Here is a 26,145-nt window from a genome sequence, read left to right on the forward strand (position 1 = left end):
CCTTCTTGCCCCTTGCCCCTTGCCCCTTGCCCCTTGCCCCAGTAGATTGTCTAACTCTTTCGCCGCTCAGCGTGCGGAAGTTGGTCTAGTGTCTTTTGTCAAACACCATCTGGTACGACACACATAATCACTCCGCTGCTTCTTTAAGTGAAATGTCATTTCTCACTCCAATTCTCACCACATTTTCTCAGAAATAAATTCTTATAGATAAAAACCAACAAATTGATATAATTTCCATACCAAATTAAAATTTCAAGAAAACATAAAATGAATAAAATTAGTGATAAACATTTAATAATTACTCTAATTTCAGGAACTACTTATGGAATACTAATAGGTTACATAGCAAGCCTGCAAAATTACCTCTTACTTACAATATCTATTGTTTTTTTTATAGCCTTTTCCATATACTTTATTGGTCGTGAGACAACCCCTACTAACAGCTCAACCTCAAACATCCAAGACCTCTGTGCTACCTTGGGAGTAAGCATCGCTCTTATTACTGTCTTAGTTGCATATTCAGCCTATAAGAGGACTATAGAATCAGAAGCCAAATCCATGTACAAACAATACTTAAATCTTGCTATAGAAAATCCAAAATTTGCAAGACCATCTACTTTTGATGAAGAAAAATACCCACATGGACTTACTGATGAAGAAAAAATATCATATGAATTCTTTGTTAGCCAACTACTTTACACTTCAGAAGAAATACTTAACACAAGCCAACTACCAGAATGGAACTCAACAATTGAATCACAAATACAGTACCATCTTCCATATATAATAAAAAATGAATTTAGTATATATGAGAATAAAGAAAAAACCAAAAACATAGTATTCAACGATCATTTTTCAGAAAAACTTAATATTTTGATAAGAAAAATGCATCAAAAAAATCAATAAAAATGAAAAATTTATCAAAAAATTTGACATTTATACGATTTCCAAAACAGAACCTGTTACACTCTTATCCACCACAATAGCCAACCGTAGAGAGCACTCATTCCTGAAAACAGGCGAAAAAAGAAACGTACTAAGTTAAACTTAATACATTCATTGAATAGGAGGGGAGATGCAAAAAGAAAAGTGGTGGAAAGAGATGTGGTCAGAATGGGGTAAAAAACCTATTTTTTATCTTGCTGTATCGTTGACTGCCGGTGCTCTTATAAGTGGTCTCATTGGTTACCATTTAGTTTCCAAATGGAATATTTTCTCTATATTTTTTGGAATAATCGCAACTTTTTCCTGGATGTTTTACAAAAATAAAAAAATCGCTCGACTTGTATGTATAGGTTTGGTTGCGCTTTCTCTTGTTGCATGTGCACTGATAGTTATTGTCCTAGCCGGAGCATTTGAAATTAAAAGCAGTGGCGAAGCTGCTTCATGGGTACAGGCTGCTGGCTCTATAGGAGCTATTATGGCTGCTGTTTTCATTGGGTACATGAGTGTTGAGGCGGCAGCTAATAATCAATTAGAACAAAAAAAAAGCGAACGACAGCATCTTGAGGATGGATATAAAATGGTTGTTAAGAGCCTATTCGCTAGGTCTATCTCAGCCATAACAGCCATTGAAAGATGCGAAACACCTAATGACCTGAATTCTCGATGGAATTTTTTTCTTCGAGATGGACTCATGACCTCCCTAAAAGCCTTTAATCAACTCCCCTTGCACGACCTAGGTAACCCAGAAAGAATTAGGGCTGCCGTTGTGCTGGAAACACATATTTTGTATTTGATTGGACGGACTAAACATACAATTGAGTATCACACAAAACCTGCTGCACTCAATCATCTAAAATATAAAACTATCGCAACAATTAAAGATGACATAAACAAAGCCATGGAACGGTTTCTAGCAACCTACTCTTAATCTGCACCTGCAAAATAAGGCTGTCCGCTTCCTCTTGAGTGAGTAACGGTACAAGCCCTCGCATACGCTACATATCAGCCCGTGCAGTGTCTAGATTCTGCTGTGTGAGTTGCATCCCATATTCCAGCTTTTTAGCGAACTGACGGATTCCTGTTAGCTGCTCTGTTGAACCCCGACGGGTGCAGAACATCTCGAAGAAGTCTGCAATCCCATCTATAGCTGGTGCGGCTGGGTAAGCAACAGAGCCGGATTTCTCCAAGTTCCTGAAAATCGGCTGTCCGTTAGCCACCTCAACCGTACCGGTGCGCTCTAGCCCCCCTCCCACACACCACACAACCGCTACATCCCCATTGACGAACCCTCTATAAACGTCGAAAATACTGTTTATTTATACAGCAATAAAATAAACATGGATTCGCCTGCTCCTCTTTCGTCCAGACCTACTCCCGTGCGGATCATGAACAGCACCGTGCAGTGCGGTTTTCCTAGCCCTGCGGGTGATTATGACCATAAAACGCTCAGCATTACCGATCTACTGATTCATCAAGCTGATGCCACCTATTTCATGCGTGTGCGTGGGCCCTCTATGCGCGATGCTGGTATTGATGATGGGGATTACGTGGTAATTGATCGCTCTATAGAACCACGGCACGGTCACATTGTTTTGGCGGTGGTGGATGGCGAGTTCACCATCAAGCAGCTCTACCAACAACAGAGGCACGTGAAGCTCTTAGCCGCTAACCCTGCTTTTCACGATATTGAGTTCAAAGACGGTCAGGAGCTATCTGTCTGGGGGGTCGTTACATGGACGCTCAAAAACCACGTACACGCATAGCTCTTATCGACGGGAACAGTTTTTACTGCTCATGCGAGCGGGCTATGCACCCTGCTTATGAGAGCCGACCTTTGGTAGTGCTATCCAATAATGATGGCTGTGCCATCGCGCGTACCGCAGAGGCTAAGGCCTTAGGTATCAAAATGGGAGCCCCTTGGTTTCAGATTAAACACCTGGCCCAATCGCATGGCTTAATTGCTCTGTCTGCCAATTTTCGTCTGTATGCCGACCTAAGCCGTCGCATGATGAGTGTGATTGGACAGTTTTCACCACGCCAAGAAATCTACTCTATTGATGAGTCATTTCTTGATTTAAGCGGCATTCAAGAGTCTGGCCGAGAACTTGGTCAAGCCATTAGAAAACGCGTCAAACAGTGGGTAGGTATCCCCACTTGTGTGGGCATAGGCTCAACCCGAACTCTCGCTAAACTCGCTAATCATCTGGCAAAAGATGTGCCACGCTTAGATGGTGTATGTGATTTAAGCATGCTGGATGGCCCACAATTGATGCGCGCCATTCGCCATGTACCCATTGATAAGGTGTGGGGCGTAGGGCGACGGCTGAGCAAGAAACTGCTTGAGCTGAATATTCGCACCGCGGCCGATCTTGCCCAAGCGGACAAACGTGTCATACGCGACAAGTTTTCTATTGTGCTAGCGAAAACGGCTCGTGAACTAAGTGGCGAGGCCTGTTTAGCATGGAATGAAGTACCCGCTGCGCGGCAGCAAATTATGTACTCCCGATCATTTGGCAGCCCGGTCTACGCTAAAGAAGACCTTGCACAAGCCGTATCGACGTTTGCCACTGCGGCAGCCGCAAAGTTACGAACTCAACAATCCAAAACCTCATCTTTGCTGCTCTTTATACGCACCAGCTCGTTTGGCGATAGTCCGCACTACTCTGCAAGCACCGTGTTTACTTTACTGCATGCCACCAACAGCACCACAGAGCTCAATGCAGCAGCGATGAAAGCGCTAGACCATATTTATAGAAAGGGAGCCAAATACACCAAAGCGGGAGTGTGTCTTTTGGATATTGAAAATGCGCAAACACACAATATACAAGGGTCGCTCTTTGATATTGCCGACCCCATAGAACAAAGTACTAGTTCTAATCTGATGCAGGTGATTGATGACATTAATCAGCGATTTGGCCGCGGCATGATTATCCCTGCCAGAAGCCTAGGGTTGGAGGATGCGCCATGGAAAACACGCCAAAAACACATGACCCCCGCATGTACTACAGACTGGAAACAAATTATTGAAATATGGCGATAATGTTATCGCTCAACAACCCGCTACTAACGATGTGGTAGCATGCTCGCCAATTACCTACATACCTCTACGGACATACAAAACATGAAAAAAATACTGTTTGCTGTTGCAGCCTTATCCATGTCATCAGCCGCCTTTTCTAACGAGCTCACGCCAATCTGCCAAGACTACTACGCAGCCATAGATAGCTTCGTTAAAAAACTAGAGTCTAATGAGGCGACTAAAGGTGAGGCCGAGGAAATCATGGCCATCTATCATGACGCTAAACAGCACTACGCCTCGCTGCCCAAAGCGGAGCAAGATCGCATCTGTGCACGAGAGGCGGAAGAGCTACGAGAATATCAAAAAATACTTATTCATAACATCAGCTTATAAGCGCAGCCAACTTATCAATACCTAACATTTCAATCTTGCAGCATTTGATTAAAAACAAAGAATATAGGCGTAGTAAGCGTTTACTCTGAAAATGAAAAAGCAGTATACGTATTAGCCAACATCAGGCTGTGTTCATACTGCATATGCATTGCTGTAGTTACCACTGAGCCCTGACAAAAACACGTGAAAAACAATAAGCAAGAAGGCTGATAGGTCTACACGCAGCAGTGGCTGAAACATATAAACATTTTTATTAGCTCGTACGAATTGGGTCGTGGCGTGTGGCTGCTCAATGCGTATTGGCGTTGCCTAATACTTGGTTATTTACTCCCTTATGAAACCTACTATGAACGTGTATTTCAGACTAGAGAATGGATGCTTACGCCGCTATGAGGTCAATAGCTCCGACCGTCATGACGCTATTAAACGTGTCAAACAATGCGATACCGAGTCTAGAAAAGCATGCATTATGGTGGTGCTCAATGGCAACTCACGCACGCAGCACGCTACGAGAGAACAGCAATGACGGATGATCACACGGTCATTACCAATGAGCATATAAGCGCTGTATAAGGTGGATATAAGCGCTGATTTTTAGGCGCTAGTAGACAAAAAGTGATGCCTCGATTCTGTGCAGGAAACTAGAAATAGGGAATCTTATGTCTATCAATAGAAACTACTATCGCAAGCCAGACTCTTTTGCCAATCACGATATAGAGAATGCCATTTTCTCTACCAACCTTTCTGCCAATACCACCCTTGCTAATGAAGTTCAGGAGTATTGCAGAGAGCAGCACATTACGAACCCTAAACGTATCTTTGAACTTCAGGATACGATGAGAATGCTGGGGTACTCCATCACAATTACGGCCTATTTCAGAGCTAAAAACAAAGAGAAACCTGACTCGCCCGCATGATGGGTTTTGGCCGTATCTCTTGTTTACCAGGTGCGATACATCCCGCCACAAATGTCTCACAAACTTCGCCTTCTGTGTCGCGGTGTAAAGTTACCGCCTCACCAAAACGAGAGTGCGATAATGACGCTTGTTTCAGCGTAGTACCGTAGAAAAGATAGGGCCAAAGGTCGTGAATAATACGTTTACTAGACACCGTCCTAAGATGCTACGCGTTCAAAACAAAAATCATGCTATCACCGCGTAGCGTAGATAACTAAAGGGAAACCATGAGATTATTCAACGTAGTGTCACTGGCTGTTTGGGCGTTTTTATTATCTGCTTGCGTGTCTATTCCTGGCCTTGGCCCTAAGGTAGACCAAAGCTCTGCTGATGCTGTTGCCCTCACTTATATAGAAGCGTTCTATACTGGTAACAGCCGCACCATTAAACACATACTAGAGCCTAGTGTATTGGCAGAGCTAGAAAGCAATGCAGAGTCTTCATTGATTATGCTTTCTATAGAAAAAATCGGCCAATATGTTCAAAACAATGGTGGCTATAAGAATCTTAAAATTACCGATATTAAAAAAAGCAGCGACGATACATCGCGCACCTATTACTACGACATTGACCTACCTTACGCCAGCCGTCATAGCGCCACACAGTGGCTAGACCAAAGCGGTAGCATTGAGTTGGTCAAGGATACACAAGGTTTGTGGTGGGCTGATGAGATAGACGGAATTTCCCCCTTTTAAGTACACACCATGACACTTCATTATTCGCTACCCATTTTGGCACTATCACTGCTGGTTGGATGCGCTGCCCCAAAGCCTAAACTGGCGGTGGACTTAGGCCCATTCCCAGACTTCCAGCTTGAAGAGCTACAGGATACAGAAGATGGAGAATTCATAGCGCATTACCCTAATGGCCAAGTCAAACAGCACTCGTGGGTGCGTGGTGATTGCCTCGATAAGAAGCTAGACACTTATTATGAAAATGGTAAGCCCAAAACCTCTATACCTATCTCTAACTGTAAGGCGAATGGCGTAGTAAAAGGCTACTACCCAAATGGCAACCTACAGTATGAGCTATCTGTGGTAAATGGCATTCCGCATGGTTCATTTCGACAGTATCACGACAGCGACAGTAATCTACTCTCTATGCGTGCTCAACTGAAGAACGGTGCATTTGATGGGATAGTAGAAGAGCTTGATGATTACGGCGACGCGGTAAAACGCGGGGCTGTCATAGATGGCACTATAGTACCTTTCACACACAGCAATCAGTAAAAGTAAGGCGCCTATACGGCGCCTTACTTTTTACCTAGATGTTTTCGCTCATGCTAATTACTACGCTGCCAACATAGTCGCCAACATATAGCCAGAGCCCGCTCCTGTACCTGCCCCCGGCCACGTCGAAGCTCCACACAAATACAAGCCTTTGATAGGTGTTTTGTATTTGGAATACCCCGCCACTGGACGCAAAAAGAAGTTCTGATCTAGGTGATGACTGCCCGATAGGTTATCGCCGCCAATCAAATTGGCATTGAACTGTTCTAAATCACTGGGAGACAGAATGTGCGAGGCCAGAATTTTGCTGCGTAACCCGGGAGCATACTCCTCTAGCACATCCAACACACGCTCTGCATAGGCGGCCTTCACCTGCGCCCATTTGGCAGGCGCTATCACACCCAAGCTATCACCGCGTATTTCGGCAGGCAACACACGTACCTGTACCCATAAGGTATGCTTGCCTTCCGGTGCACGGGAGGAATCTAACGCCGTTCCCTGCCCCACCACTAATACCGGCTCCGCTGGTAATAAACCGGCTGCCGCCTCGGCATACACCTTACTCATCATGGCTAAATCAGGGGCTATATGTACGTACGAAAAACGCTGTAGCTCTGCCCCGGCTTTCCAATCAGGCAACCCATCCAATGCTAAGTGAATCATCATCGTGCCCAGACCAGGACGGAAGGCATCCACTTTTTTCTGATACGGAGCAGGCACTGTTTGTGTATCTACCAAACGCCCAAATACTAACTGCGGGTGTAAATTCGCAATCACCGCTTTAGTAGCGCTAAATCGACGACCATCGCTAAGCACTACGCCAGTCGCCCTACCCTTGGTCTGCTCAATATGCTGTACAGGTGCATTCAACAGAATGTCGCCGCCTAGCTCTTTCAGCAGCCCCTCCATCGCCTTGATAATGGTGTTTGCTCCACCCTTTCCTATCACCATCCCAAAAGCTTGGTTAGCCATAGACTCCAAGTAGGGGAACAAGGCACCGCCCGCTGTATCTGGCGCGAAATCCACATGCAGCCCCCACGCTGCCATCATGGCTTTAAGGGAGTCATTCTCGAAATGCTTATCGAGAAAATCGCGTGGCGTTGCTAACAGCAACTGCAGCAGTTCGGCCACCCCATCTTTGCCCAACTCACGCCAACTACGCCACACACTTTTCACCAATGTGGTAGAAGGCATAGGGCTACCCAGCACCGCAAACAGATGTGGGGCTTTACGCTGAAAATCTGCCAGCATACTCTGCCACGCCGCTGCATCTTTTTCAGACACGGCACGTATACGCTGTAAGGTCGTTTCTAGATCGGTGCTAACACCTAGGTAGCTGTGATCTCTAAACACACTCGCGAAACAATGCTGCGCTGGCACAAACGCCAAACCGTGGCGCTCTAAAGCGTCTTTATGCCGTTGATAAAAAGCGGACCCAGCAAAAGAAGATAAGTTCATAGCACACACGTCGTGTTTAAACCCCGGCAATGTTAGCTCTTGTGTACTTACCGCACCTCCTGCTGAATTTTTAGCCTCTATGACACGTACCTTCCACCCTCGGCTGGCCAACTCTACCGCTGCAGCTAAGCCGTTGTGACCTGCACCAATCACAATAGCATCTGTTGTCTCTGCTCCCATCACCAACTCCTTTAGTTCTAAACTATTTTTATATTTATTCTACTGCTGAAACTTCTCGTGTATGAAAATTTCATTCGCACGAATAGCCTTGTTCTAAAGCAATGATAGAGACAGTAACCACATCTAGCCTGCGGCAGGCTGGTTAGCAGTACGCGCTGTACTACAATGGCTAGGCGCCTTACCCTTGGCTACATCCTGTGGCTTATCGTATTGACCTTTATAAACCCTATACCTCCCTGTTTGGATCGCTACATACCACTAGGATAATCATGAGTAAAACAATGGTGAAACTTGCCGCTAGCATGGCATTCATTACGGCGTTAGCTACTACTGCTCAAGCACAAGAAGCCGACTACACTGCACAGCAAGTACAAGAAATGCGCCAACTGGCGGAACAAGGCGAAAGCTTTGCTCAAGCGGCGTTAGGCGTGTTGTATATAGAAGGAAACTCTGTGCCCCAGAATTATGCAGAAGCCCATAAATGGCTTGGCCGTGCCGCCGCACAGAATGAAGCACTGGCGCAATTTCAACTAGGTGTGCTGCACTATCGTGGCCAAGGCGTACCACAAAACGATGCGGAAGCTCTGGCATGGTTTGGGAAAGCGTGTGCAGCGGGGCTATCTGAAGGTTGCTCGATTTACAGTCAACTCAAAATAAACTAACTATAAGTAATAAAAAACCGCCTAAGAGCGGTTTTTTATTACTTGTTTTGCGCTACACGCTGCTGTGTTTTTTGATCAATGATACGGCGCACTGCCGTAAAGAACATGGTGGTGTCGGTGTATTTCTGACCATACTGCAAGTTAAAAGCATAGTCGAAATCTGGTGGGTTCTGCCCTTGAGTATGCTGCAAAATAGTTTCTAGTTTATCTAATGCTTTAACTGCTTTGGCTTCCGGCGACACGCCGTCCTCATACTCTTGCCAAAGCGCCATCAAACCTTCACGTAACGCCGGCTGCAAAGACTGCGTCAGTTGCAGCATATCGGCTTTTTCTTGGGCTGACTTATCGGGATATTGATCTTTTTTTATGGCTGGAACATCACCGTGAATCGCTTCACCCAAATCGTGCACAATGCACATCTTTAGCACTTTCAGCATATTGAGATTAGCCAACTCATCCTCAAACACCATCGCCATCAAGCATAGACGCCATGTGTGCTCGGCCGTGCTCTCAGCACGCCCGCTGGAAGTAAACCCACTACGCAATACACTTTTCAGACTTTCCGCTGCTTCAAGAAAAGCCAGCTTGCCTTCTATTTCTTTCATCCCTACCCTACACCTTGGCACATCAGATAAGCGTCTATTGTGAACGTTGATTCATTATTTGAAAATGCTTACCCGCACCACCTCTAGCACTTTTAGTGTTGTGGCTTCCCATCAGAAAGCAATTATTCATCTAATAATTTTCTTGATTTCTTAGATTTTGAATAATAATTCCTGAAAAATAGAAAGGCATATCACGCCCTTTTAGTTAAAAACATGTAGCCATTTCTTTAACCAACAGGAGATTGAATATATGTCTGACCCTATTTTTCGCCGTGCTCAAGAATCAGACCTAGAAGCAATCGTCGCCATCCTTGCCGATGACGTATTGGGCCACGAAAGGGAAGACTCACGCTGGCCCCTTCCTATAAGCTACTTAAATGCTTTTCAAGCGTTAGACTCAGACCCTAACCACTTCTTAGCCGTCGTAGAAATAGATGGCGTGATTTGTGGCACGCTGCAAATTTCTTTTATCCCCGGCTTGTCTTATCAAGGTGCGTGGCGAGGAGAAATCACCACCATACGTGTGTCTCGTACTATCCGAGGCAACAGCTTGATAGAAAGCATGATTAAATGGGCCATAGAAAAATGCAAAGCCCGTCACTGCCAATTCGCACAATTAACCTTCGATAAAAAGCGGCCAGATAACCACCGTTTCTATGTGCAATTAGGTTTTACTGCCGTACATAGGGGCTACATGATGGAGCTGGAACACAGCTAAACCCGTTCATCACTAGCCCGCCACGAACGCATTAGCTACTACGTATGCATTAAAAAACCCGTCCTCCTCACGAAAGACGGGTTTCTTTATGCAGAGCACTACACCTTATGCTGTTTGCAGCAACATGCTAGTACCGTCCGCACTTCCTGCCTGGAACTTAGCCAACGGCAACAACATGCGCTGTGTAGAAGCTAACAACGGCTGCAAATCAAACTGCACATAATTCAGCTGATCATAGGTACGCAAGTAGATACGGCCTTGGCGCAAATCTGTTAATGATGTCCATGTGGTGTACTCAGAGCTATAGCCTGCAAAACCATTCACATCAGGCGCCATTGCATCGGCCCCTTTATTGGTGCTTTGTGAATCTATAGTGATACCACGCGGTCTATCAAAGTTATTCATGATGTGCGACAGCGTTGTTACTGCACTGGTAGCGTCTTTGGCTTTTTCGCTAAAGTGCGCGTAATACACTGCACGAACAAAACGACCTACCGCCGTATTCGATGCAGGTAATGCTACTGTTGCAATGCCTGAGTCTGGCTGCTGAAACGTTTGCCCCTTAATGGTCAGACTGGACTGATCAATGTTGGATAAGAAGGTGTAATTGCTTAAGTTAGTCAGATGCCACGAGAAATCTGGGCCGTTTGTCATTACCCCTAGCGGGTTGTCATACACCTGCTGCTTGCCATGTGAATACTCGATCACTAACGATGCACCAGTTGCATCGTGTATGGCGTAATGAAATGGTGTTTGAGCGCCACCCATTTGCTCTATTGCCGTTGTCAGCACGGGTTGATTGGTAATAGCTTCTTTTACCTCGGCCACTGACTGGAACTGTGACAATACCCAATTGCCCAGATCAATAGCTGCCAATACTGGCACGCTGTTATCTAAGGTGTCTTCAGGGCCTTGAGTAGTCGCAAACGCCAACAAACTAAAGGTTAGACCTTGGCTATTAATCCCTTCTACGGTTTTAAGATCAGCGACTGAACCATTTGGCATACTCACCGACAAAAAACCATACTTGGAAGTAAATGGTAATGCTACGTGCTTATTCGCCTGCGATGAAAAAGCTGTGCCTTTAGGTTGATACACCACAATATATGGCATATCAAAAGGAAGCTCTAAGGTGCGCCCAGCATATGGTGCTGCTTGTTGATCAAAATAGAGTAAAGAGGTGCACATATTTAGAATCCAAATAGCATATCAATGTTGGGAAGCGCGAGACATCACCATAAAACTTTTTGCTGTGTGTTCGCTATTTCATGAGCATAACCCAAATGCATTAACGCCAGTATTTATTCCCATGCAGCTTTACCAAAATTTCCGGTTTGCTATTTGCGATCATTTAACACGCAGACTGCCACACCATTTTCGCCATCATTTTGGCAGATTCTACTTTTGACTGCTGATACCCCTGTACCTGGCCAATCACAATCAAGCCCTCACCCACTACGTACAATTGCTCGCCAATCAGTTCTGGTTGCGTAGCCTGAGCCTGACGACATAACTGCTGCACATACTCCAGCACCTCTTGCTTGTGAGTAGCCGCTTGCTGATGCGGCGGCATATCTGCGGCGGCAAACTCTGCTGCAGCGTTAATAAAAGCACAGCCAAAAAAACCTTCTTCCCGCGTCCAGCTCGCAATGAAATCTATATATGCCAGCGGGCGATCTGCTTCAGGTGAGGCCTCTATAAAGCGACGCATTTTATCCATGAACCATGTATGTCGTAGCTCCAATGCCGCTGCTATCAATATATCTTTGCTCGCGAAATGCCTATAAAGCGTTTTTTTGGTCACGCCTGCCTCACGGCTAAGCAACTCGACTCCCGTCGCATGAAAGCCATTTTGATAAAACAACTGCAAGGAAGAGGATGCAATATGGTGTGCTGTAGTCATGATTAAGTATACCGATCGGTTGACACAAGGATACTGATCAGTATACTAGCTCAAACCAGCACTTCTTGACTACTCAAAAGAGCATTCACTATGTCTATGCGTCGTTTACTTTCTTCTAATGCGCCTCCAGCCCCGCCCCTAAAGTTCATCTTTATTTCTTCAGTTGGGGCTGCCCTTGCCATTGCCATCACAGGTTGGTTAAGCGTGTTATCAGGCACACCTTGGCTAATGGCACCTTTTGGTGCGAGTTGCGTATTGGCTTTCGGGGTTCCTGACTCCCCTTTAGCTCAACCTCGCGCGATTGTGGGCGGACACTTGGTCGCCACTGCCGTAGGGTTATTGGTGCTCTGGCTAGTTGGTGATGGATGGTTAGCCGCTGCTCTCAGTGTGGGTTTAGCCTTAGCTGCCATGCAACTTACACGTACCGTACACGCCCCCGCTGGCGCCGACCCGTTGATTGTGATTGCCGCTCACACATCCATTAGCTATTTGATTTCCCCAGTTTTATTGGGCTCGTTAGTGATCGTCATCATCGCGTATTTTGTGAATAATGCCCGCAATACAGGCAGCTATCCTAAATATTGGCTTTAACGCTAGACTGACAACACCATCATCATTTTTGTAGCCCTTCACGCGCCCTATCTGGATGAATAACGACCTGAAGCTTGTCATGCTCTTGGAGCGTGAACTGCTACACCCTACTACTCGCGCTAACAAGCAGCGCATCCATGCATTACTGAGTGATGATTTTCAAGAAGTAGGAGCCTCTGGCCAAGCCTTTGGCAAAGAAACCGTGTTAGCCGCTTTGCCTAACGAATCAGAAACGACGTTTTCTGTACACGAGATGCAAGCACAGCAACTCAGCAGTGACGTCATCCTTGTTACATATAGGCTAGAGAAACACCACGCTGAAACCATGGCCAATTCATTACGCAGTTCCCTTTGGGTACGCGGTTCTGAGCACTGGAAAATGCGTTATCACCAGGGCACCTTAATTCGCTAGAAGCCTGCTTTCAAAAGACATTATTCGCAAATCGTTACGCCCTGTTGAAGATGTTTTCTTGACAACCTTTACTGCCCAACACAACAATCAAAAGATTTATTGAATAAAACAACTACCTGCACCTAGCCTTTCAGGTTAGCGCGCATGGGCAGCAAGGTATAGGCACGCGGGGCAGCGTATGTTCACCAAAACCATGCACCAGCAAGTATTTATTCTTGCTTGTGCTCAGGCTCTTTTTCAAATCGTTTATGTTGCCATCATGACTATTGGCGCCTTAGCGGGCGCAGCCATGTCTGGCTCAGCTCGCTGGGCTACATTGCCCATTGCCACTATGTTTCTCGGTACCGCCGTGATGATGTTTCCAGCATCCATATGGATGGCTAAAGTAGGTAGACGCATGGGCTTTCTGGCGGGTGCTTTGTTGGGCACAGTTGGTGGGCTTATTGCCAGCATGGGCATTTTGGAAAACTCGTTGGCCATATTAGGATTAGGCACTTTCTTTATTGGCTGTTATAAGGCTTTTGCCCAGTTCTACCGCTTTGCGGCTAGTGAGATTGCAGCTCCTGGTTTCAGACCTCGTGCCATTTCACTGGTACTTGCTGGTGGCGTCGCTGCTGCATTAATTGGGCCGGTACTCGCACAAGTGGGTGGCCAGCTCATGCAACCCTACTACTTGGGCTCATTTTTACTTATTGCTTTAGTAGCCTTGATGTCAGTAGGTGTGCTGCAAGGTTTTCACGTACCACCTGTTTATGCAACTGTCCCCCACCACAACGCCCCCGCCAGATCTTTGCTGCGTATTGTGGCCCAACCCTCCTATTTAGTAGCCTTATTTGGTGGTGCTACTAGCTATGGCATCATGATTATGGCCATGACAGCAACGCCCTTGGCGATGCTCTACCACGACCATGAACTGGGTACCGCGGCTATCGTCATTCAACTGCATGTGTTGGGTATGTTTTTACCTTCGTTTTTTACAGGATCGCTCATCACACGATTTGGTGTATTACGCATCATGCTTGTGGGCGCTCTACTGTTTGCCGCTCATATTCTCATAACGATGACGGGTACTGGCTTTGTGTCTTTTGTCAGCTCACTCACCTTGTTGGGGGTAGGTTGGAACTTCATGTACATAGGTAGCACCACTCTTCTCACCAGTACCTATACCCCACAAGAAAAGGCTCGCGCTCAAGCCACCAATGACATGGCAATCTTTATCGTAGGCGTCGCCTGTGCGTTTAGCGCTGGTTGGTTATTGGAAACCATAGGCTGGGCTAGCATGAACCTCATGTTGCTACCTTGGCTAGGACTCTCTGTATTGTCGATAATCTGGCTAGGGTTGCATCAACGTCGCATCCACGCTGAGTAAGCATGGCATACTGAAACACACGTATTCTTTTAGCAGTATCCCATGATCACCATCAGCCCCCTAGCTGCATCACAATGGCAGCAACACAAAACACTGCGCCTACACGCGTTGCTGGACTCTCCCGACGCATTTGGCAGTACCTACGAGGCTGAGCATACACGCTCTGATGCTGACTGGGCCCAACGCATTGCTACAGCACTAGCATCACCACATGATCGTATTTTTATTGCCTATCATCACGGCGTTGCGTGCGGTTTAGTGTGGTGCAAACTGGCCACCCAATCCGCCACTACCGCCGACCTGTTTCAGATGTGGGTTGACCCTACCAAACGAGGACACGGAGCAGGTAGGCTTCTACTGGATGCCGCTATACACTGGGCAAAAGATGCTGGCATGCGCACAGTAGAGCTAGGGGTCACACAGTCAAACTCAGCCGCCATACATCTGTATAGTCGTTATGGTTTTACCCCCATAGGCACGCCCACCCCATTACGTGAAGGCTCTACCTTACTGTCGCAAACGATGGTATTGATGCTGTCTCCATAATCCATATCGAAATCTCCACATACTCTACATATGACCGTACTAGCATTATTCGCATCGTAAATACCTCATGCTAGACACTCTTAGGTCATGACCACCACACACGCCCCCACCCTACCTACTATTGCCCCTATGCCACTGCAGGTGGAATTCCAGCCTGTAGTGGATGAACTCTGTCGTGCTCTTGAGCGCATACTGGGTGACGCCATAGATAGTCTTTACCTCTACGGCAGTGTGGCCCGAGGCACCGCTACCGTGGGTAGCTCAGACTTGGATCTGTGCTTGATTACTCGCCATCCGCTGAGCATCGTCCAAACCGAGCAGTTGGCCGACTTATGTACCACTACTGCCGCACGCTACTTTAGTGTGAGCAAAGTCGATATTGATTGCGGGACTAGGGCCGAGGTACTGGCCGAGAAAAATCATCACAGTTGGGGCTATTGGCTCAAACACCATTGTCGTTGCATCAAGGGGGATGATCTGGGTGAGCATTTTCCGCTTTTTTCACCCTCACGTGACATTGCAATCGCGGTCAATGGTGACTACCTTGCTGTGCTGCAAGGTTACAGGCAGCGATTGCAAGAAACTGCCCCGGAATCTCACATACGCCGCCTGCAAAAAGAGGCCTCTAGAAAGCTGATACGTGCGACCAATATTCTGCGCCCTGTTTCGGCTGATTACTGGCCTAACACCTTAGAAGAGTATGTGAGCTTCGCTATAGAACACCACCCTAGCTCTGCGGAATTTTTACCCTTCTTTTTGCAGCATGCCTACACGCCAACCTCTGGTGTTGCCGAGTTTTGTGCGCAGCTAGAAACAGCCATGCAGTGGATGCAACAGCACACACGCTAAGCCATCACGAAACCAACAGGGAGATTACTAGGGTGACAAGCTATAGCACTCACGGTACAACCTAGTTTTCCCTTTTTCCCTGTGAGCCCCACATGCAGTTGCACAACATTCCTTTTGGCTTAACCGACTGGTCCACTATTTCTCCAACCGAACACCCTGGCATACACGGCGTTGCGTACTGGCGCACCTGTCACTTTGGTGATATTCGGGTACGCATGGTGGAATACTCAGCGGGCTACTTAGCCGATCACTGGTGCAGCAAAGGCCATATTTTGTTGTGCTTAGAAGGCAGTTTAGACACCGAACTAGACGATGGCCGTCGCTTTACACTCACACCGGGCATTAGTTATCAGGTGGCGGACAACGCGGAAGCCCACCGATCCAGCACCCAAACTGGCGCCAAGCTGTTCATTGTTGACTGACGTATCTACATAAGGCGCTACACTATTAGCACTATCCCTGTCGCCGGATTGTTGCCATGCGCCTGAATCTTTTTCTCAAACTGTTTTTAGCCATACTCGCCACCAGCATCTTGTTGATTGTGGCGATGGGTGGCGCCATTCGTTGGAGTTTTGATCGCGGTTTTGTGGACTACCGCTTAGAGCGCGAGCAACAACGCATAGAATCGCTAGCCTCGTTCTTATTGGATGAATATGCCCAACAAGGTAACTGGTCTTTTATAGAGGGCCGTTCTCGCTGGTGGCGTGCACTGCAAGCCACCAGCAATGAAATGCCTGGTCATGGTAACCCTCGTGGCCATGGCCAAGGCGGCATGCCCTTTATTGCCTTAGTTGACCCCAACGACAAATTCATTGCAGGGTCGTTAAGCCGAAAAACCTCGGGGTGGATACGCCACGAACTGGTACAAGACGGTACTACCATCGGTGCGCTGCTCTACAACCCTCCCCCTTCTATAGAACTCTTTGATAGCGCGGCTGAACAACGTTTTGAGCAGCAACAACTACAGGCCACATGGTCTATAGCCGGGTTGAGCGTACTGTTAGCGGCCTTGGTCAGCTACTTATTAGCCCGCCTGTTGCTCGAGCCTATACAGCGCATGGCGCGCGCCACCCGACAAGTAGCCGCTGGCGATTACAGCGTACGTATTCCCACACACAGCCAAGATGAGTTAGGCCAACTTGCCCAAGACTTCAATGCCATGGCGCACTCGTTGGCAGCCACTGAAAAGCTACGCTTAGCTTTGGTGGCTGATATTTCGCACGAACTACGTACCCCCCTCGCTATTTTGCAAGGTGAAATAGAAGCATTGCTGGATGGCCTACGCCAACCCACACCAGAGACCCTACAGTCCTTGAAGCAAGAAGTAGTTCAATTAAATCAGCTCATTAATGATTTACACATGCTGTCACTTGCTGACTCCGGCGCGTTAGAGTTTGACCTACAACCCAACACTAGCCTGCGTGCTATCTTGCAGCGTTGCTACGATGCGTACCAACCTCGTTTGGAAGCCAAAGGCTTGACGCTTAACATTGATGTGCCAGAGCTCCCCCCCCTGCAAGGCGATAGCACGCGCTTAAATCAGCTATTTAGCAATGTGCTAGAAAACTCCCTGCGCTACACCCATGCTCCCGGCGACGTCCACATACAGGCCGAACAACAGGCTGACGGCCTGCATGTGTTTATTGATGACTCTGCACCTGGTGTAGCGTCTGAACATTTACCGCATTTATGCGAGCGCCTTTACCGTGTAGACCCGTCGCGCAGCAGAGCATTAGGCGGATCAGGTTTAGGGCTAGCGCTATGTGAACGCATTGCGCAGGCCCACCACGGCACTATTCAAGCGCAACACTCGCCATTAGGCGGTGTACGTATTCATGTGATGCTTCCTTTGCGACAACCATCATGACCACTTCTGCACGCATACTGATTGTTGAAGATGAACCCAAGCTGGTAGAGCTGCTGACTCTGTACTTAGAAGCCGCCGGCTATGCATGCCATGCAGTGTTCAATGGCAATGATGTAGAACAGGCGCTCACCGCTTTCAAACCCGATTTGCTACTGTTAGACCTCATGCTACCTGGCAAAGATGGGCTGACTATTTGCCGTGAGTTACGCCAGCACAGCCAAATCCCCGTCATCATGGTGACCGCCAAGGTGGAAGAAATAGACCGTCTCTTGGGCTTAGAACTAGGCGCTGACGACTACATCTGCAAGCCCTACAGCCCACGTGAAGTGGTTGCTCGCACCAAAGCTGTGCTGCGACGCTATCAACAGCCTCAAGCTGCTACGGATAACGCTACCGCCAGTGGTGTGCATATTGATGAAACCCGCTTTTTAGCGCAATTGGATGGCGTCACGCTAGACCTTACACCTGTAGAGTTCCGGTTGTTTGCCCTGATGGCGAACTCACCTGGCCAAGTCTTCAGCAGAGATCAACTACTAACGTTGATTTATGACGATCATCGCATCGTGACTGATCGTACTGTAGATAGTCATATCAAGAACTTACGCAAGAAGCTGGAAGCCATTCGCCCCGATCAAGAGGTCATACGCTCTATCTATGGCGTGGGCTACAAATTTGAAGAAGGCGGCGCGTAAGCTTCACATTTTCTCCATATTTTTTGCCAATTTGCTGCACAGTGCGGTCCTACTATGTAGTCATCAGCTCAACGCTTAACGCAAAAGGAGATTCACCATGCTGAAACTACGTACCTCCCTCTTGGCTGCCACTGTTGCCGTAGCGGCTGTGTTTTCCCCACTGTCTCAAGCGGTAGAAAGCACCCCACCAACATCCAGCCCTATACAAGTGACTGGTACCCCGGTATCTAACCAAGGTATGTCTCACTTCCGTGCTCTGAATCTGACACAAGCACAACAAGACCAACTGTTTGAACTGCGTCACCAGCAAGAACCGGAAATGCGCCGTCTGCACAACGCTGTACGCGATGCCCGCATCGAACTGCGTGATGTGTCTAACGCCACAACCTTTGACGAAGCCAAAGCTAAAGCCAGCAGCGAAAAACTGGCCAAGGCCGAAGCCGACTTAAGTCTGCAACGCGCTAGACTGCACGCTCAACGCATGGCAGTACTCACCCCTGAGCAACGTCAGCAAATGCAGCAGTTTCAAGCGGCTAATCGTGACCAACATCGCGGTAGCCGACACGGTAATCGTGGGGATCGTGGCGATATGGGTGGCTCACACGCTGGCCCTAGGCACGGTGGTGGCCAACACTCTGGCCGCTTCTAACCGGGCATAGGCTTGGCCATCACGCCTTACACGCTGTCCAAGCCTATATCTAGCACACGCACACTGTGTGTTAGCCAACCCATCGCAATTTGATTTACTCCAGTTTGCGCCACAGCGATGGTGCTTTCTGGGGTAATGCCGCCTGAGGCTTCGCAGATAGCTCGCCCACCTATGCGCTGTACCGCCTCTTTCAACATGGGTATGGGCATATTATCCAAAAGCACCACATCTACCCCGCACTGCAGTGCTTCATCGAGTTGCTCTAAGGTATCCACCTCTAACTCTACTTTCACCAGATGCCCTACATTTTCTTTGGCACGAGTTAAAGCAGCGCGTACACCACCAGCAATGGCAACGTGATTGTCTTTGATTAAGACCGCATCGTCTAAGCCAAAGCGGTGATTGCTACCGCCCCCTACACGTACAGCATACTTTTGCAGCATGCGCATACCGGGCAAGGTTTTACGTGTGCAGCTCACTTTGGTGCCATACGGTGCAATAGCACGCGCAATAGGCCTAGTGGCTGATGCTATGCCACTTAAATGCCCCAGAAAATTCAGTGCTGTACGCTCTGCCGTCAACATTGCTCTAGCATCCCCTTGGATATCGGCAATCACCGTACCTGCTTGTAGATCAGTACCATCCTCACACAACACATCGAAGCTACAGTTTTCATCCATCAACATGAAAGCAAGCTTTGCGACCTCTATCCCCGCCAATACCCCACTCTCACGCGCCACCAATTGCAAGTGTGCTTGAGTACCCGCGGGCACTACAGCTTGGCTAGTAATGTCGCCACTGCGACCTACATCTTCCAATAATGCGGCTCGTACCACGGGTTCTACCATGATGCGTGGTAATGAATGGATAGTGGTTGTCATGCTTTGCTCCTGATGATTGTTATGCTCAAAATGAGTATTTTTGGATGAAAGTAAAGCGCCTCAAAAGGCGCTACGATCTACGCAGTATAGTGGCTATGCTTTAGCCCTGCAATGACTGCAATAGGTGGCGTTGCACCATTGGTAATGCAGCAATCAGATCCTCTGGCACTAACCCAACCCCACATTGTTGCGCCGCTTCGCCATGCATCCATACTGCCGCACACGCTGCCTCAAAAGCCGGCATACCTTGCGATAACAACCCGCACACTATCCCCGCTAATACATCACCACTGCCGCCAGTAGCCAAATAAGCAGGAGCATTCGCATTAATCGCGACTCGCCCATCGGGTGCAGCGATCACGGTATCAGCGCCTTTAAGCACCACTACAGCCCCTGTTTGCTGTGCAGCATTGACTACGTCTTGCAGCTTGTCCGCACTACGAGTAAAAAGCCGTGCAAACTCGCCTTCGTGGGGTGTGATCACACAAGGGGAAGCAATGGTCTGTGCTAATAAAGCCGCCTGCCCTTTGAATACCGTGATGGCATCGGCATCCAACACCACCGATTTCTTTGCCTGCAAAATTTGTAGCACACACTGTTTGGTGTGTTCAGTCACACCAGCCCCTGGGCCTACCAACCATGTGTTTTGACGCTCGTCCAGTAACGCCTGCTGCCACTCAGTGGGCTCAACGCTTTGCACCATAATGCTACTGGGCAACGCCGTGGCATATACCGACCATGCCTGTGCAGATGCCACAACGCTGATTAAGCCTGCACCGCTACGTTGAGCGGCCATCGCCGCTAATCTAGCAGCCCCCGTCAGTTGCTCGCCCCCTACTACACTCGCGTGTCCTCGGGTGTATTTATGCCCCGCCATACCTGCAACGGGAAACTGTGCGCCCCACAGGGCTGGGCTATTTAGCTGCGTCACGGAGCCTAAACGCTGACGCCATGCGGTATCAGTTTCTACTCGCTGCCATAAGGCAAACGGGAACGGCAAAGTCAGCACCTGCAGTTCACCCGTATACTCACGCCCAGGCAATAAGTAGTGTCCTGGTTTAGCACACAAAAAACTCAACGTTAATGTGGCTTTAAACGCCTGTCCTTCTACAGCGCCTGTTGCACCATTCACCCCTGAGGCAATGTCTAACGCACACACTGGCACACCTAAAGCTTGAATGTGCAGTGCCCATTGCTGCAACACAGGGCTTAAGGCCTGTTTCAGCCCTGTACCAAACAAGGCATCTACGACTAATTCATCTGGCTGCACATCACAGTCATCGTTGGGCTGTACGTTTTCTGGCCATAAACTGGCGGCCCATTGCACTTGGGCATTTGCGTTTTCTATGGGTGCCACGATACGTATACGTACCTTGTGCCCCAAGGTACGTAAATGCTGTGCTGCAATCCAGCCATCTGCCCCGTTATTACCGGGGCCACACAACACAACAATCGCTTTCGTAGGCCAGCGTGCATGAATGGCTTCTGCCGCGCGCGTACCCGCCACGTACACTAAGGTTTGCAGTGAAACCCCCGCCTCTACTGCTGCTGCATCTAACTTCGCCACTTGGCTAGGACTGTAAAGCGTGTGTGCAGCAAGCATGACTATTCCTTATGATTAACGTGCCTGACGAGCCAGTGGCAACTTCGTGCCTGCAATAGCACGCTCTAGCACTACATCGCCTTTAAATCTGAAGAGCTTTGCAGGTCTACCTGCGCCACTGGACACAATGCCACCGGCCTCTTCCACCAGATTTTGTTGCTCCATCAAGCGTCGGAAGTTTTGTTTATGCAGACCACGCCCTGCCAATGCCTCTACCGCTTGCTGCAACTGCAACAACGAGAACTCAGGAGGCATTAACTCAAACACTACAGGACGATACTTAATTTTTGCACGTAACCGTGCAGCGCCCGTGGCCAGAATACGGCGGTGATCATAGCGCATGGGTAAACCTAATTTACCTTCGTCGCCGGGGTGTTCATCTGAGCTGTCGCGTTGTGCTTCGGGTATGAGCTTGGCCTCAAACAACAACTCGTAACGCTGTAGCACCATGTCTTCATTCCATGCCGCGCCATCAAACCCAAAGGCATAGCACACCCGCTGCCAGCGCTCGGCTTTTACCGCAACATCAGCAGACGCCCAAGCTTGCAGCTTCGGAAGAATATAGTCTTGTATCAGTGCAGGCTCACCTTGGCGCCAGTCTTCCCACGGAAAATAGCGATACCAATCCTGCCAACTCACCCCTGCATCTTTAGGGGTATCACCTTCTCGTGTCAGCCCTAAATAGCTGACCGAAATGATGCGCTCACCTGCTGCCGAGAACCGGCTGCGATCCGCAAAGGTATACAACTGCTCTACATAGCCTATGGGGTGATGAGTCTGCGTTTCTACCCAGGCCCGCAGGCCCATTTGTAGTGAATGGTGAGTATTTTCCAAAGGACCAGCTGGTAAGCAGCGTCCCTCACTTGTGGTCAATACACGCGGTTGGCCTTGATTCACAGCAACCAATACCGCTACCAGTTCTGTTCGCACCAAAATATCAGAATGACTCAAATTCACACAAACCTGTCAATGATGGATGGATCACGCATAGGATTATAGCCGTAAGCCTCTTTCTATACTGACAGAAGAAACTATTACTCTTTATGACCATACCTAAAGTTTTTTACCAATCAACCGTTAAAGAGAGCCCTATCGTAAATTCTGCTGTGACAAGGTTGAGCCGTGCGCAAGAACTACCCCATTACCGAGGTAGAAACCAAGGTACATCCCAATCAGTACCTGATTTCTAAAACGGATCTTAAAGGCCGCATCACGTATGCAAACTCGGCTTTTGTAGACATTAGCGGTTTCACTCGCGCCGAGCTGTTGGGCAAGGCGCATAACATAGTGCGTCACCCACACATGCCACCAGCTGGTTTCCAAGATCTTTGGGACACCTTGCAGGCTCATAAGCCGTGGTTAGGTCTGGTCAAAAACCGTCGTGCAGACGGTGGGTTTTACTGGGTGCAAGCACTGGTCTCACCTATCTTTGAAAACGGGCAAGTCACTGGCTACGCATCCGTGCGTGTACGCCCTTCTGATGCCCAAGTCACCGAAGCAGAGCAGTTTTACGAGCAGATTAACTCGGGCAATGTCAGTGGCTACACCCTCAAGGCTGGACGTATTGTGCCTACGGGTTGGCGACGTCTGCTGCAATGGGCAAGCTGGCCATTTAATCGCTCCTTGCGTGCCAGTATGTTCCGTCTGGCCATGTTGGCTACCGTCATTACCGGCACCATCAGCGTGGCAGCTTTCAACCAGGGGATTCCTGACGGCTACCAACTGCCTGCTGGCTTATTTCTGGGCGTAGGTTTTTCTGCGTTCATGGCCTATGGCTGGCGCATTAGCCAACGCGTCAATAAAGCACTCAAAAGCGCAGCTCAGATTACTCAGCAAATTGCTGCGGGTAACTTAGATTTGCACATTGATGAAGCCGAGCAATCTAAACAGCAAAACCATGAAACTGGCGAGCTGAACTTCTGCTTGGAAATCATGCGTAAAAGCTTGATTGCTATTGCGGCCGACACCCACAGAGGTGTGTTGGCTTCTATTCAAGTGGCTAAAGAGCTGGATCAAGATAACCGACTGCTGTCTGAACGCACCGCCCACCAAGCCGACTCGCTGCAAAAAACAGCTGCCAGCATGGAAGAGCTTACCGTCACTGTTAAACAAAATGCAGACAATGCTGTTCGTGCCAGTGAACTGGCAAACAACAGCATGCAAACCGCTAAACGTGGTGGTAGCGCAGTCGCAGAGCTTACCCAAACCATGCAGGGTATTCATAGCAGTGCTAACCAAATTAGCGAGATCGTGAGCCTGATTGAAGGCATAGCCTTCCAAACCAATATCTTGGCACTAAATGCAGCGGTGGAGTCTGCGCGAGCCGGTGAGGCAGGTAGAGGCTTTGCGGTCGTAGCTGGCGAAGTACGCAGTCTGGCACAACGTAGCTCTAAAGCGGCTGGTGAAATCAAACTACTGATTAACGAATCCGTCACATTGATGAACGAAGGCGTACAAAAAGCCGATCACGCCGCCCAAACCATGCACGACATTGAGGAATCCGTGCAACGTGTGAGCGACATCATTAACGAAATTTCGTATGCCTCTGAAGAGCAATCCATTGGTTTGCAGCAAATCAACCAAGCGGTTGCGCATATGGATGAAGTCACACGTCAGAACGGTTTCTTGGTTGATGACTTAGGCCGCACTACGCAGCAGCTTAGTCATCAAGCCACTGAGCTGGATGAGTCTATACGTGTATTGAATACTGAGGCTACCCGCCAAACACCGGCGCTAGAACAGACGCCAACCTCCCGATCACACTAAAAATGTAACAAAACCCCAAATCACAAACGGGCTCTACGCCCCTATCCATGCCTGTTCCGCACTGGAACAGGCATTTTTTATCCTCTTCTGTTTCATTTGTTGCACTTATGTTTCTATTTAGGCTTAAAGCACATACACCGCTTGCCGTAATCGTCGTGATATCACTTATCGCGCGGATTCAGGCCCTTCAAACGCTCTGAGCCGCTGTATTTACTCCGACATGATTAAGGAGCACTGCCATGCGCATTAACATGCCTATTACCCAGATTGAAACCGAGCTAGGGCCGGAACAGTATCTGATATCCAAAACCGACCTTAAAGGGCGTATCACCTACGCCAACCCCGAGTTTGTCGCTATCAGTGGCTTTGAGCGTGACGAGCTTATAGGTAAAGCCCACAATCTTGTTAGACACCCCGATATGCCCACCGAAGCGTTTGCTGATTTTTGGCAAACCCTACAAAAAGGCAAACCGTGGATGGGGTTGGTCAAAAACCGCCGCAAAGACGGTGGCTTCTATTGGGTACAAGCGCTGGTGTCCCCGCTGTATGAAAATGGACAGGTTGTGGGCTATGCCTCGGTACGCACTAAGCCCAGTCGCAAGCAAATAGAAACCGCCGAAACTTTCTATAAAGCACTACAAGAAAAACGCGCTACCGCCTGTTTACATGAAGGGCAGTTAGTTCCTACCGGATGGCGTCGTCTCCTACATACGCTAAAGCGCCCCTTCCGCAATACCATTTCAGGCGCATTAACACGCTTAACCACTCTGTCGCTGTTGTCTATTGCGGCCAGCGTAGGCAGCCCCTACTATCTGCCAGCAGAAACACCAACATGGGTCTTCTGTGCACTACCTGTTGTATTAGGATTGGCCATACTGCTATACACATGGCGCTTACAACGCAACCTTAGCCCCGCCTTGCAACATGCCAACCTCATCGTGCAACAGATCTCTACGGGCAACTTGATTCTGGATATCGATCACCTCGCCCTACATGGGTTAGAGGAACACAAAAAGCTCTTCTATAACTTAGAGCTGATGCGCAAAAGCTTAACGGGCATTGCAGGCGAAACGCGCTATGGCATACACGCCGCCAACCAAGCCGTGCAGTCGCTGTATGACGCCAATGCGCACCTGACTGAACGCAACAGCAGCCAAGCCGCATCCATTGAAGAAACTGCCACCAGCATGGAGCAGCTCACCACTACCGTGCAGCAAAATGCAGACAATGCTCAGCAAGCCAATCAACTGGCCGCAGCTAGCATGAAAACCGCCGAGCGTGGTAGTCACGAAGTGGGCCAGCTTATACAAACCATACAAGACATACACCAAGGCTCTACCAAAATCGCCAACATCGTCACACTCATAGATAGCATCGCCTTCCAAACTAATATTTTGGCCTTGAATGCAGCCGTGGAATCCGCCCGTGCAGGCGAGGCAGGACGAGGCTTTGCTGTCGTGGCATCCGAGGTACGTAGCTTGGCACAACGCAGTGCTAGCGCCGCCAGCGACATCAAAGCACTGATAGATGCATCGGCACAGCGTGTGGATGCAGGGGTCAAACAGGCCGAAAGCTCAGGCCAACATTTGCAACAGATGCTGGAATCCAGTCAACGCGTCTCCGACATCGTGGCAGAAATCTCTTGTGCATCGGAACAGCAAGCCGCTGGCTTAAAACAAGTCAGCGTTGCCATCCAACACATTGACCACACCACTCAACAAAACAGCGATTTGATAGAAAACATCCATCACACTGCCGCAGAGTTGGCTAAACAAACTACCCAACTGGATGAGGCCATACGTGTGTTGAATGTGGCATAGACAAAAAAACCGGCCTAAAAAGGCCGGCAACT

28 protein-coding genes are annotated in these 26,145 nt (G+C 48.5%); 21 read left to right on the forward strand and 7 right to left on the reverse strand.

The features are described from left to right. The first annotated feature begins 267 nt into the window (after positions 1–267). The 8 genes from ACLO87_RS09825 to ACLO87_RS09860 all read left to right on the forward strand — a co-directional run bounded on the left by ACLO87_RS09825 (position 268) and on the right by ACLO87_RS09860 (position 6,542). A complete protein-coding gene (locus ACLO87_RS09825) occupies positions 268–906 on the forward strand; it encodes a hypothetical protein (protein ID WP_430223561.1) in 639 nt (212 codons plus the stop codon). A gap of 169 nt (positions 907–1,075) precedes the next feature. Then, a complete protein-coding gene (locus ACLO87_RS09830; protein WP_430223562.1) occupies positions 1,076–1,873 on the forward strand; it encodes a hypothetical protein in 798 nt (265 codons plus the stop codon). A gap of 409 nt (positions 1,874–2,282) precedes the next feature. Next, complete coding sequence (locus tag ACLO87_RS09835; protein WP_430223563.1) at positions 2,283–2,708, forward strand: LexA family protein; 426 nt, start codon at positions 2,283–2,285, stop codon at positions 2,706–2,708. Next, the gene (locus ACLO87_RS09840) at positions 2,678–3,985 is read left to right on the forward strand and encodes a Y-family DNA polymerase (RefSeq protein ID WP_430223564.1); all 1,308 of its coding nucleotides are present in this window, start codon (positions 2,678–2,680) and stop codon (positions 3,983–3,985) included. Before ACLO87_RS09835 ends, ACLO87_RS09840 begins: the two co-directional genes overlap by 31 nt. An 81-nt stretch (positions 3,986–4,066) precedes the next feature. Next, a complete protein-coding gene (locus ACLO87_RS09845) occupies positions 4,067–4,357 on the forward strand; it encodes a DUF5339 family protein (protein WP_430223565.1) in 291 nt (96 codons plus the stop codon). 659 nt (positions 4,358–5,016) lie between these two features. Then, positions 5,017–5,274, forward strand: coding sequence for a hypothetical protein (locus ACLO87_RS09850; RefSeq protein WP_430223566.1), 258 nt, complete (start codon positions 5,017–5,019; stop codon positions 5,272–5,274). Positions 5,275–5,540: 266 nt separating this feature from the next. Beyond that, entirely contained in the window at positions 5,541–6,008 is a 468-nt protein-coding gene (locus ACLO87_RS09855; RefSeq protein WP_135865415.1) for a hypothetical protein, read from the forward strand. 9 nt (positions 6,009–6,017) lie between these two features. After that, positions 6,018–6,542 carry a toxin-antitoxin system YwqK family antitoxin gene (locus ACLO87_RS09860; RefSeq protein ID WP_430223567.1) on the forward strand — a complete coding sequence of 175 codons (525 nt, stop codon included), beginning with the start codon at positions 6,018–6,020 and terminating at the stop codon, positions 6,540–6,542. Between the two features lie 60 nt (positions 6,543–6,602). On the opposite strand, the gene ACLO87_RS09865 is transcribed toward ACLO87_RS09860, so the two are convergent. After that, the gene (locus ACLO87_RS09865) at positions 6,603–8,180 is read right to left on the reverse strand and encodes a phytoene desaturase family protein (RefSeq protein ID WP_430223568.1); all 1,578 of its coding nucleotides are present in this window, start codon (positions 8,178–8,180) and stop codon (positions 6,603–6,605) included. Positions 8,181–8,449: 269 nt separating this feature from the next. Between ACLO87_RS09865 and ACLO87_RS09870 the strand changes: the two genes are divergently transcribed. Beyond that, positions 8,450–8,842 carry a tetratricopeptide repeat protein gene (locus tag ACLO87_RS09870; RefSeq protein WP_430223569.1) on the forward strand — a complete coding sequence of 131 codons (393 nt, stop codon included), beginning with the start codon at positions 8,450–8,452 and terminating at the stop codon, positions 8,840–8,842. Positions 8,843–8,880: 38 nt separating this feature from the next. On the opposite strand, the gene ACLO87_RS09875 is transcribed toward ACLO87_RS09870, so the two are convergent. Then, positions 8,881–9,447 (reverse strand): HD domain-containing protein, encoded by a 567-nt coding sequence (locus tag ACLO87_RS09875; protein ID WP_430223570.1) that lies wholly within the window; start codon positions 9,445–9,447, stop codon positions 8,881–8,883. 250 nt (positions 9,448–9,697) lie between these two features. Here ACLO87_RS09875 and ACLO87_RS09880 point away from each other — a divergent pair, with 250 nt between their 5' ends. Further along, positions 9,698–10,165 carry a GNAT family N-acetyltransferase gene (locus tag ACLO87_RS09880; protein ID WP_135867113.1) on the forward strand — a complete coding sequence of 156 codons (468 nt, stop codon included), beginning with the start codon at positions 9,698–9,700 and terminating at the stop codon, positions 10,163–10,165. Positions 10,166–10,270: 105 nt separating this feature from the next. Here the strand turns inward: ACLO87_RS09880 and ACLO87_RS09885 are convergent, their stop codons facing one another. Together ACLO87_RS09885 and ACLO87_RS09890 are read right to left on the reverse strand one after the other, a co-directional pair. Beyond that, positions 10,271–11,353, reverse strand: coding sequence for a linear amide C-N hydrolase (locus ACLO87_RS09885; RefSeq protein WP_430223571.1), 1,083 nt, complete (start codon positions 11,351–11,353; stop codon positions 10,271–10,273). 163 nt (positions 11,354–11,516) lie between these two features. Further along, complete coding sequence (locus ACLO87_RS09890; protein WP_430223572.1) at positions 11,517–12,068, reverse strand: TetR/AcrR family transcriptional regulator; 552 nt, start codon at positions 12,066–12,068, stop codon at positions 11,517–11,519. 90 nt (positions 12,069–12,158) lie between these two features. Between ACLO87_RS09890 and ACLO87_RS09895 the strand changes: the two genes are divergently transcribed. The 9 genes from ACLO87_RS09895 (at position 12,159) to ACLO87_RS09935 (ending at position 19,043) form a co-directional block, all read left to right on the forward strand. Beyond that, a complete protein-coding gene (locus ACLO87_RS09895) occupies positions 12,159–12,659 on the forward strand; it encodes an HPP family protein (RefSeq protein ID WP_430223573.1) in 501 nt (166 codons plus the stop codon). A 79-nt stretch (positions 12,660–12,738) separates the two neighbouring features. Further along, the gene (locus tag ACLO87_RS09900; protein ID WP_430223574.1) at positions 12,739–13,071 is read left to right on the forward strand and encodes a nuclear transport factor 2 family protein; all 333 of its coding nucleotides are present in this window, start codon (positions 12,739–12,741) and stop codon (positions 13,069–13,071) included. A gap of 178 nt (positions 13,072–13,249) precedes the next feature. Continuing rightward, the gene (locus tag ACLO87_RS09905; protein ID WP_135866108.1) at positions 13,250–14,440 is read left to right on the forward strand and encodes an MFS transporter; all 1,191 of its coding nucleotides are present in this window, start codon (positions 13,250–13,252) and stop codon (positions 14,438–14,440) included. A 42-nt stretch (positions 14,441–14,482) separates the two neighbouring features. Continuing rightward, positions 14,483–14,986: a GNAT family N-acetyltransferase gene (locus ACLO87_RS09910; protein WP_135866107.1), complete on the forward strand. Its 504-nt coding sequence runs from the start codon at positions 14,483–14,485 to the stop codon at positions 14,984–14,986. Between the two features lie 87 nt (positions 14,987–15,073). Then, positions 15,074–15,835 carry a nucleotidyltransferase domain-containing protein gene (locus ACLO87_RS09915; protein ID WP_430223575.1) on the forward strand — a complete coding sequence of 254 codons (762 nt, stop codon included), beginning with the start codon at positions 15,074–15,076 and terminating at the stop codon, positions 15,833–15,835. A 92-nt stretch (positions 15,836–15,927) separates the two neighbouring features. Further along, positions 15,928–16,257 carry a DHCW motif cupin fold protein gene (locus ACLO87_RS09920; RefSeq protein WP_430223576.1) on the forward strand — a complete coding sequence of 110 codons (330 nt, stop codon included), beginning with the start codon at positions 15,928–15,930 and terminating at the stop codon, positions 16,255–16,257. Positions 16,258–16,313: 56 nt separating this feature from the next. Continuing rightward, positions 16,314–17,702: an ATP-binding protein gene (locus ACLO87_RS09925; RefSeq protein WP_135866101.1), complete on the forward strand. Its 1,389-nt coding sequence runs from the start codon at positions 16,314–16,316 to the stop codon at positions 17,700–17,702. Further along, a complete protein-coding gene (locus ACLO87_RS09930; protein ID WP_430223577.1) occupies positions 17,699–18,394 on the forward strand; it encodes a response regulator in 696 nt (231 codons plus the stop codon). Before ACLO87_RS09925 ends, ACLO87_RS09930 begins: the two co-directional genes overlap by 4 nt. A 97-nt stretch (positions 18,395–18,491) precedes the next feature. Further along, complete coding sequence (locus tag ACLO87_RS09935) at positions 18,492–19,043, forward strand: Spy/CpxP family protein refolding chaperone (RefSeq protein WP_430223578.1); 552 nt, start codon at positions 18,492–18,494, stop codon at positions 19,041–19,043. 26 nt (positions 19,044–19,069) lie between these two features. Here ACLO87_RS09935 and nadC read toward each other — a convergent pair whose 3' ends face one another. The 3 genes from nadC to ACLO87_RS09950 all read right to left on the reverse strand — a co-directional run bounded on the left by nadC (position 19,070) and on the right by ACLO87_RS09950 (position 22,478). Beyond that, positions 19,070–19,924 carry a carboxylating nicotinate-nucleotide diphosphorylase gene (nadC, locus tag ACLO87_RS09940; RefSeq protein ID WP_430223579.1) on the reverse strand — a complete coding sequence of 285 codons (855 nt, stop codon included), beginning with the start codon at positions 19,922–19,924 and terminating at the stop codon, positions 19,070–19,072. 100 nt (positions 19,925–20,024) lie between these two features. Further along, positions 20,025–21,527: an NAD(P)H-hydrate dehydratase gene (locus ACLO87_RS09945; protein WP_430223580.1), complete on the reverse strand. Its 1,503-nt coding sequence runs from the start codon at positions 21,525–21,527 to the stop codon at positions 20,025–20,027. A gap of 15 nt (positions 21,528–21,542) precedes the next feature. Then, entirely contained in the window at positions 21,543–22,478 is a 936-nt protein-coding gene (locus tag ACLO87_RS09950) for an NUDIX hydrolase (protein WP_135863871.1), read from the reverse strand. Positions 22,479–22,649: 171 nt separating this feature from the next. On the opposite strand from ACLO87_RS09950, the gene ACLO87_RS09955 reads away from it, so the two are divergent. Both ACLO87_RS09955 and ACLO87_RS09960 read left to right on the forward strand, forming a co-directional pair. Beyond that, complete coding sequence (locus tag ACLO87_RS09955) at positions 22,650–24,293, forward strand: methyl-accepting chemotaxis protein (RefSeq protein ID WP_430223581.1); 1,644 nt, start codon at positions 22,650–22,652, stop codon at positions 24,291–24,293. Between the two features lie 239 nt (positions 24,294–24,532). Beyond that, entirely contained in the window at positions 24,533–26,113 is a 1,581-nt protein-coding gene (locus ACLO87_RS09960) for a methyl-accepting chemotaxis protein (RefSeq protein WP_430223582.1), read from the forward strand. Positions 26,114–26,145 lie beyond the last annotated feature (32 nt).

The sequence above is a fragment of the Paenalcaligenes sp. Me52 genome (assembly GCF_050487965.1).
In the GTDB taxonomy this organism is placed as follows: Bacteria; Pseudomonadota; Gammaproteobacteria; order Burkholderiales; family Burkholderiaceae_B; genus Paenalcaligenes.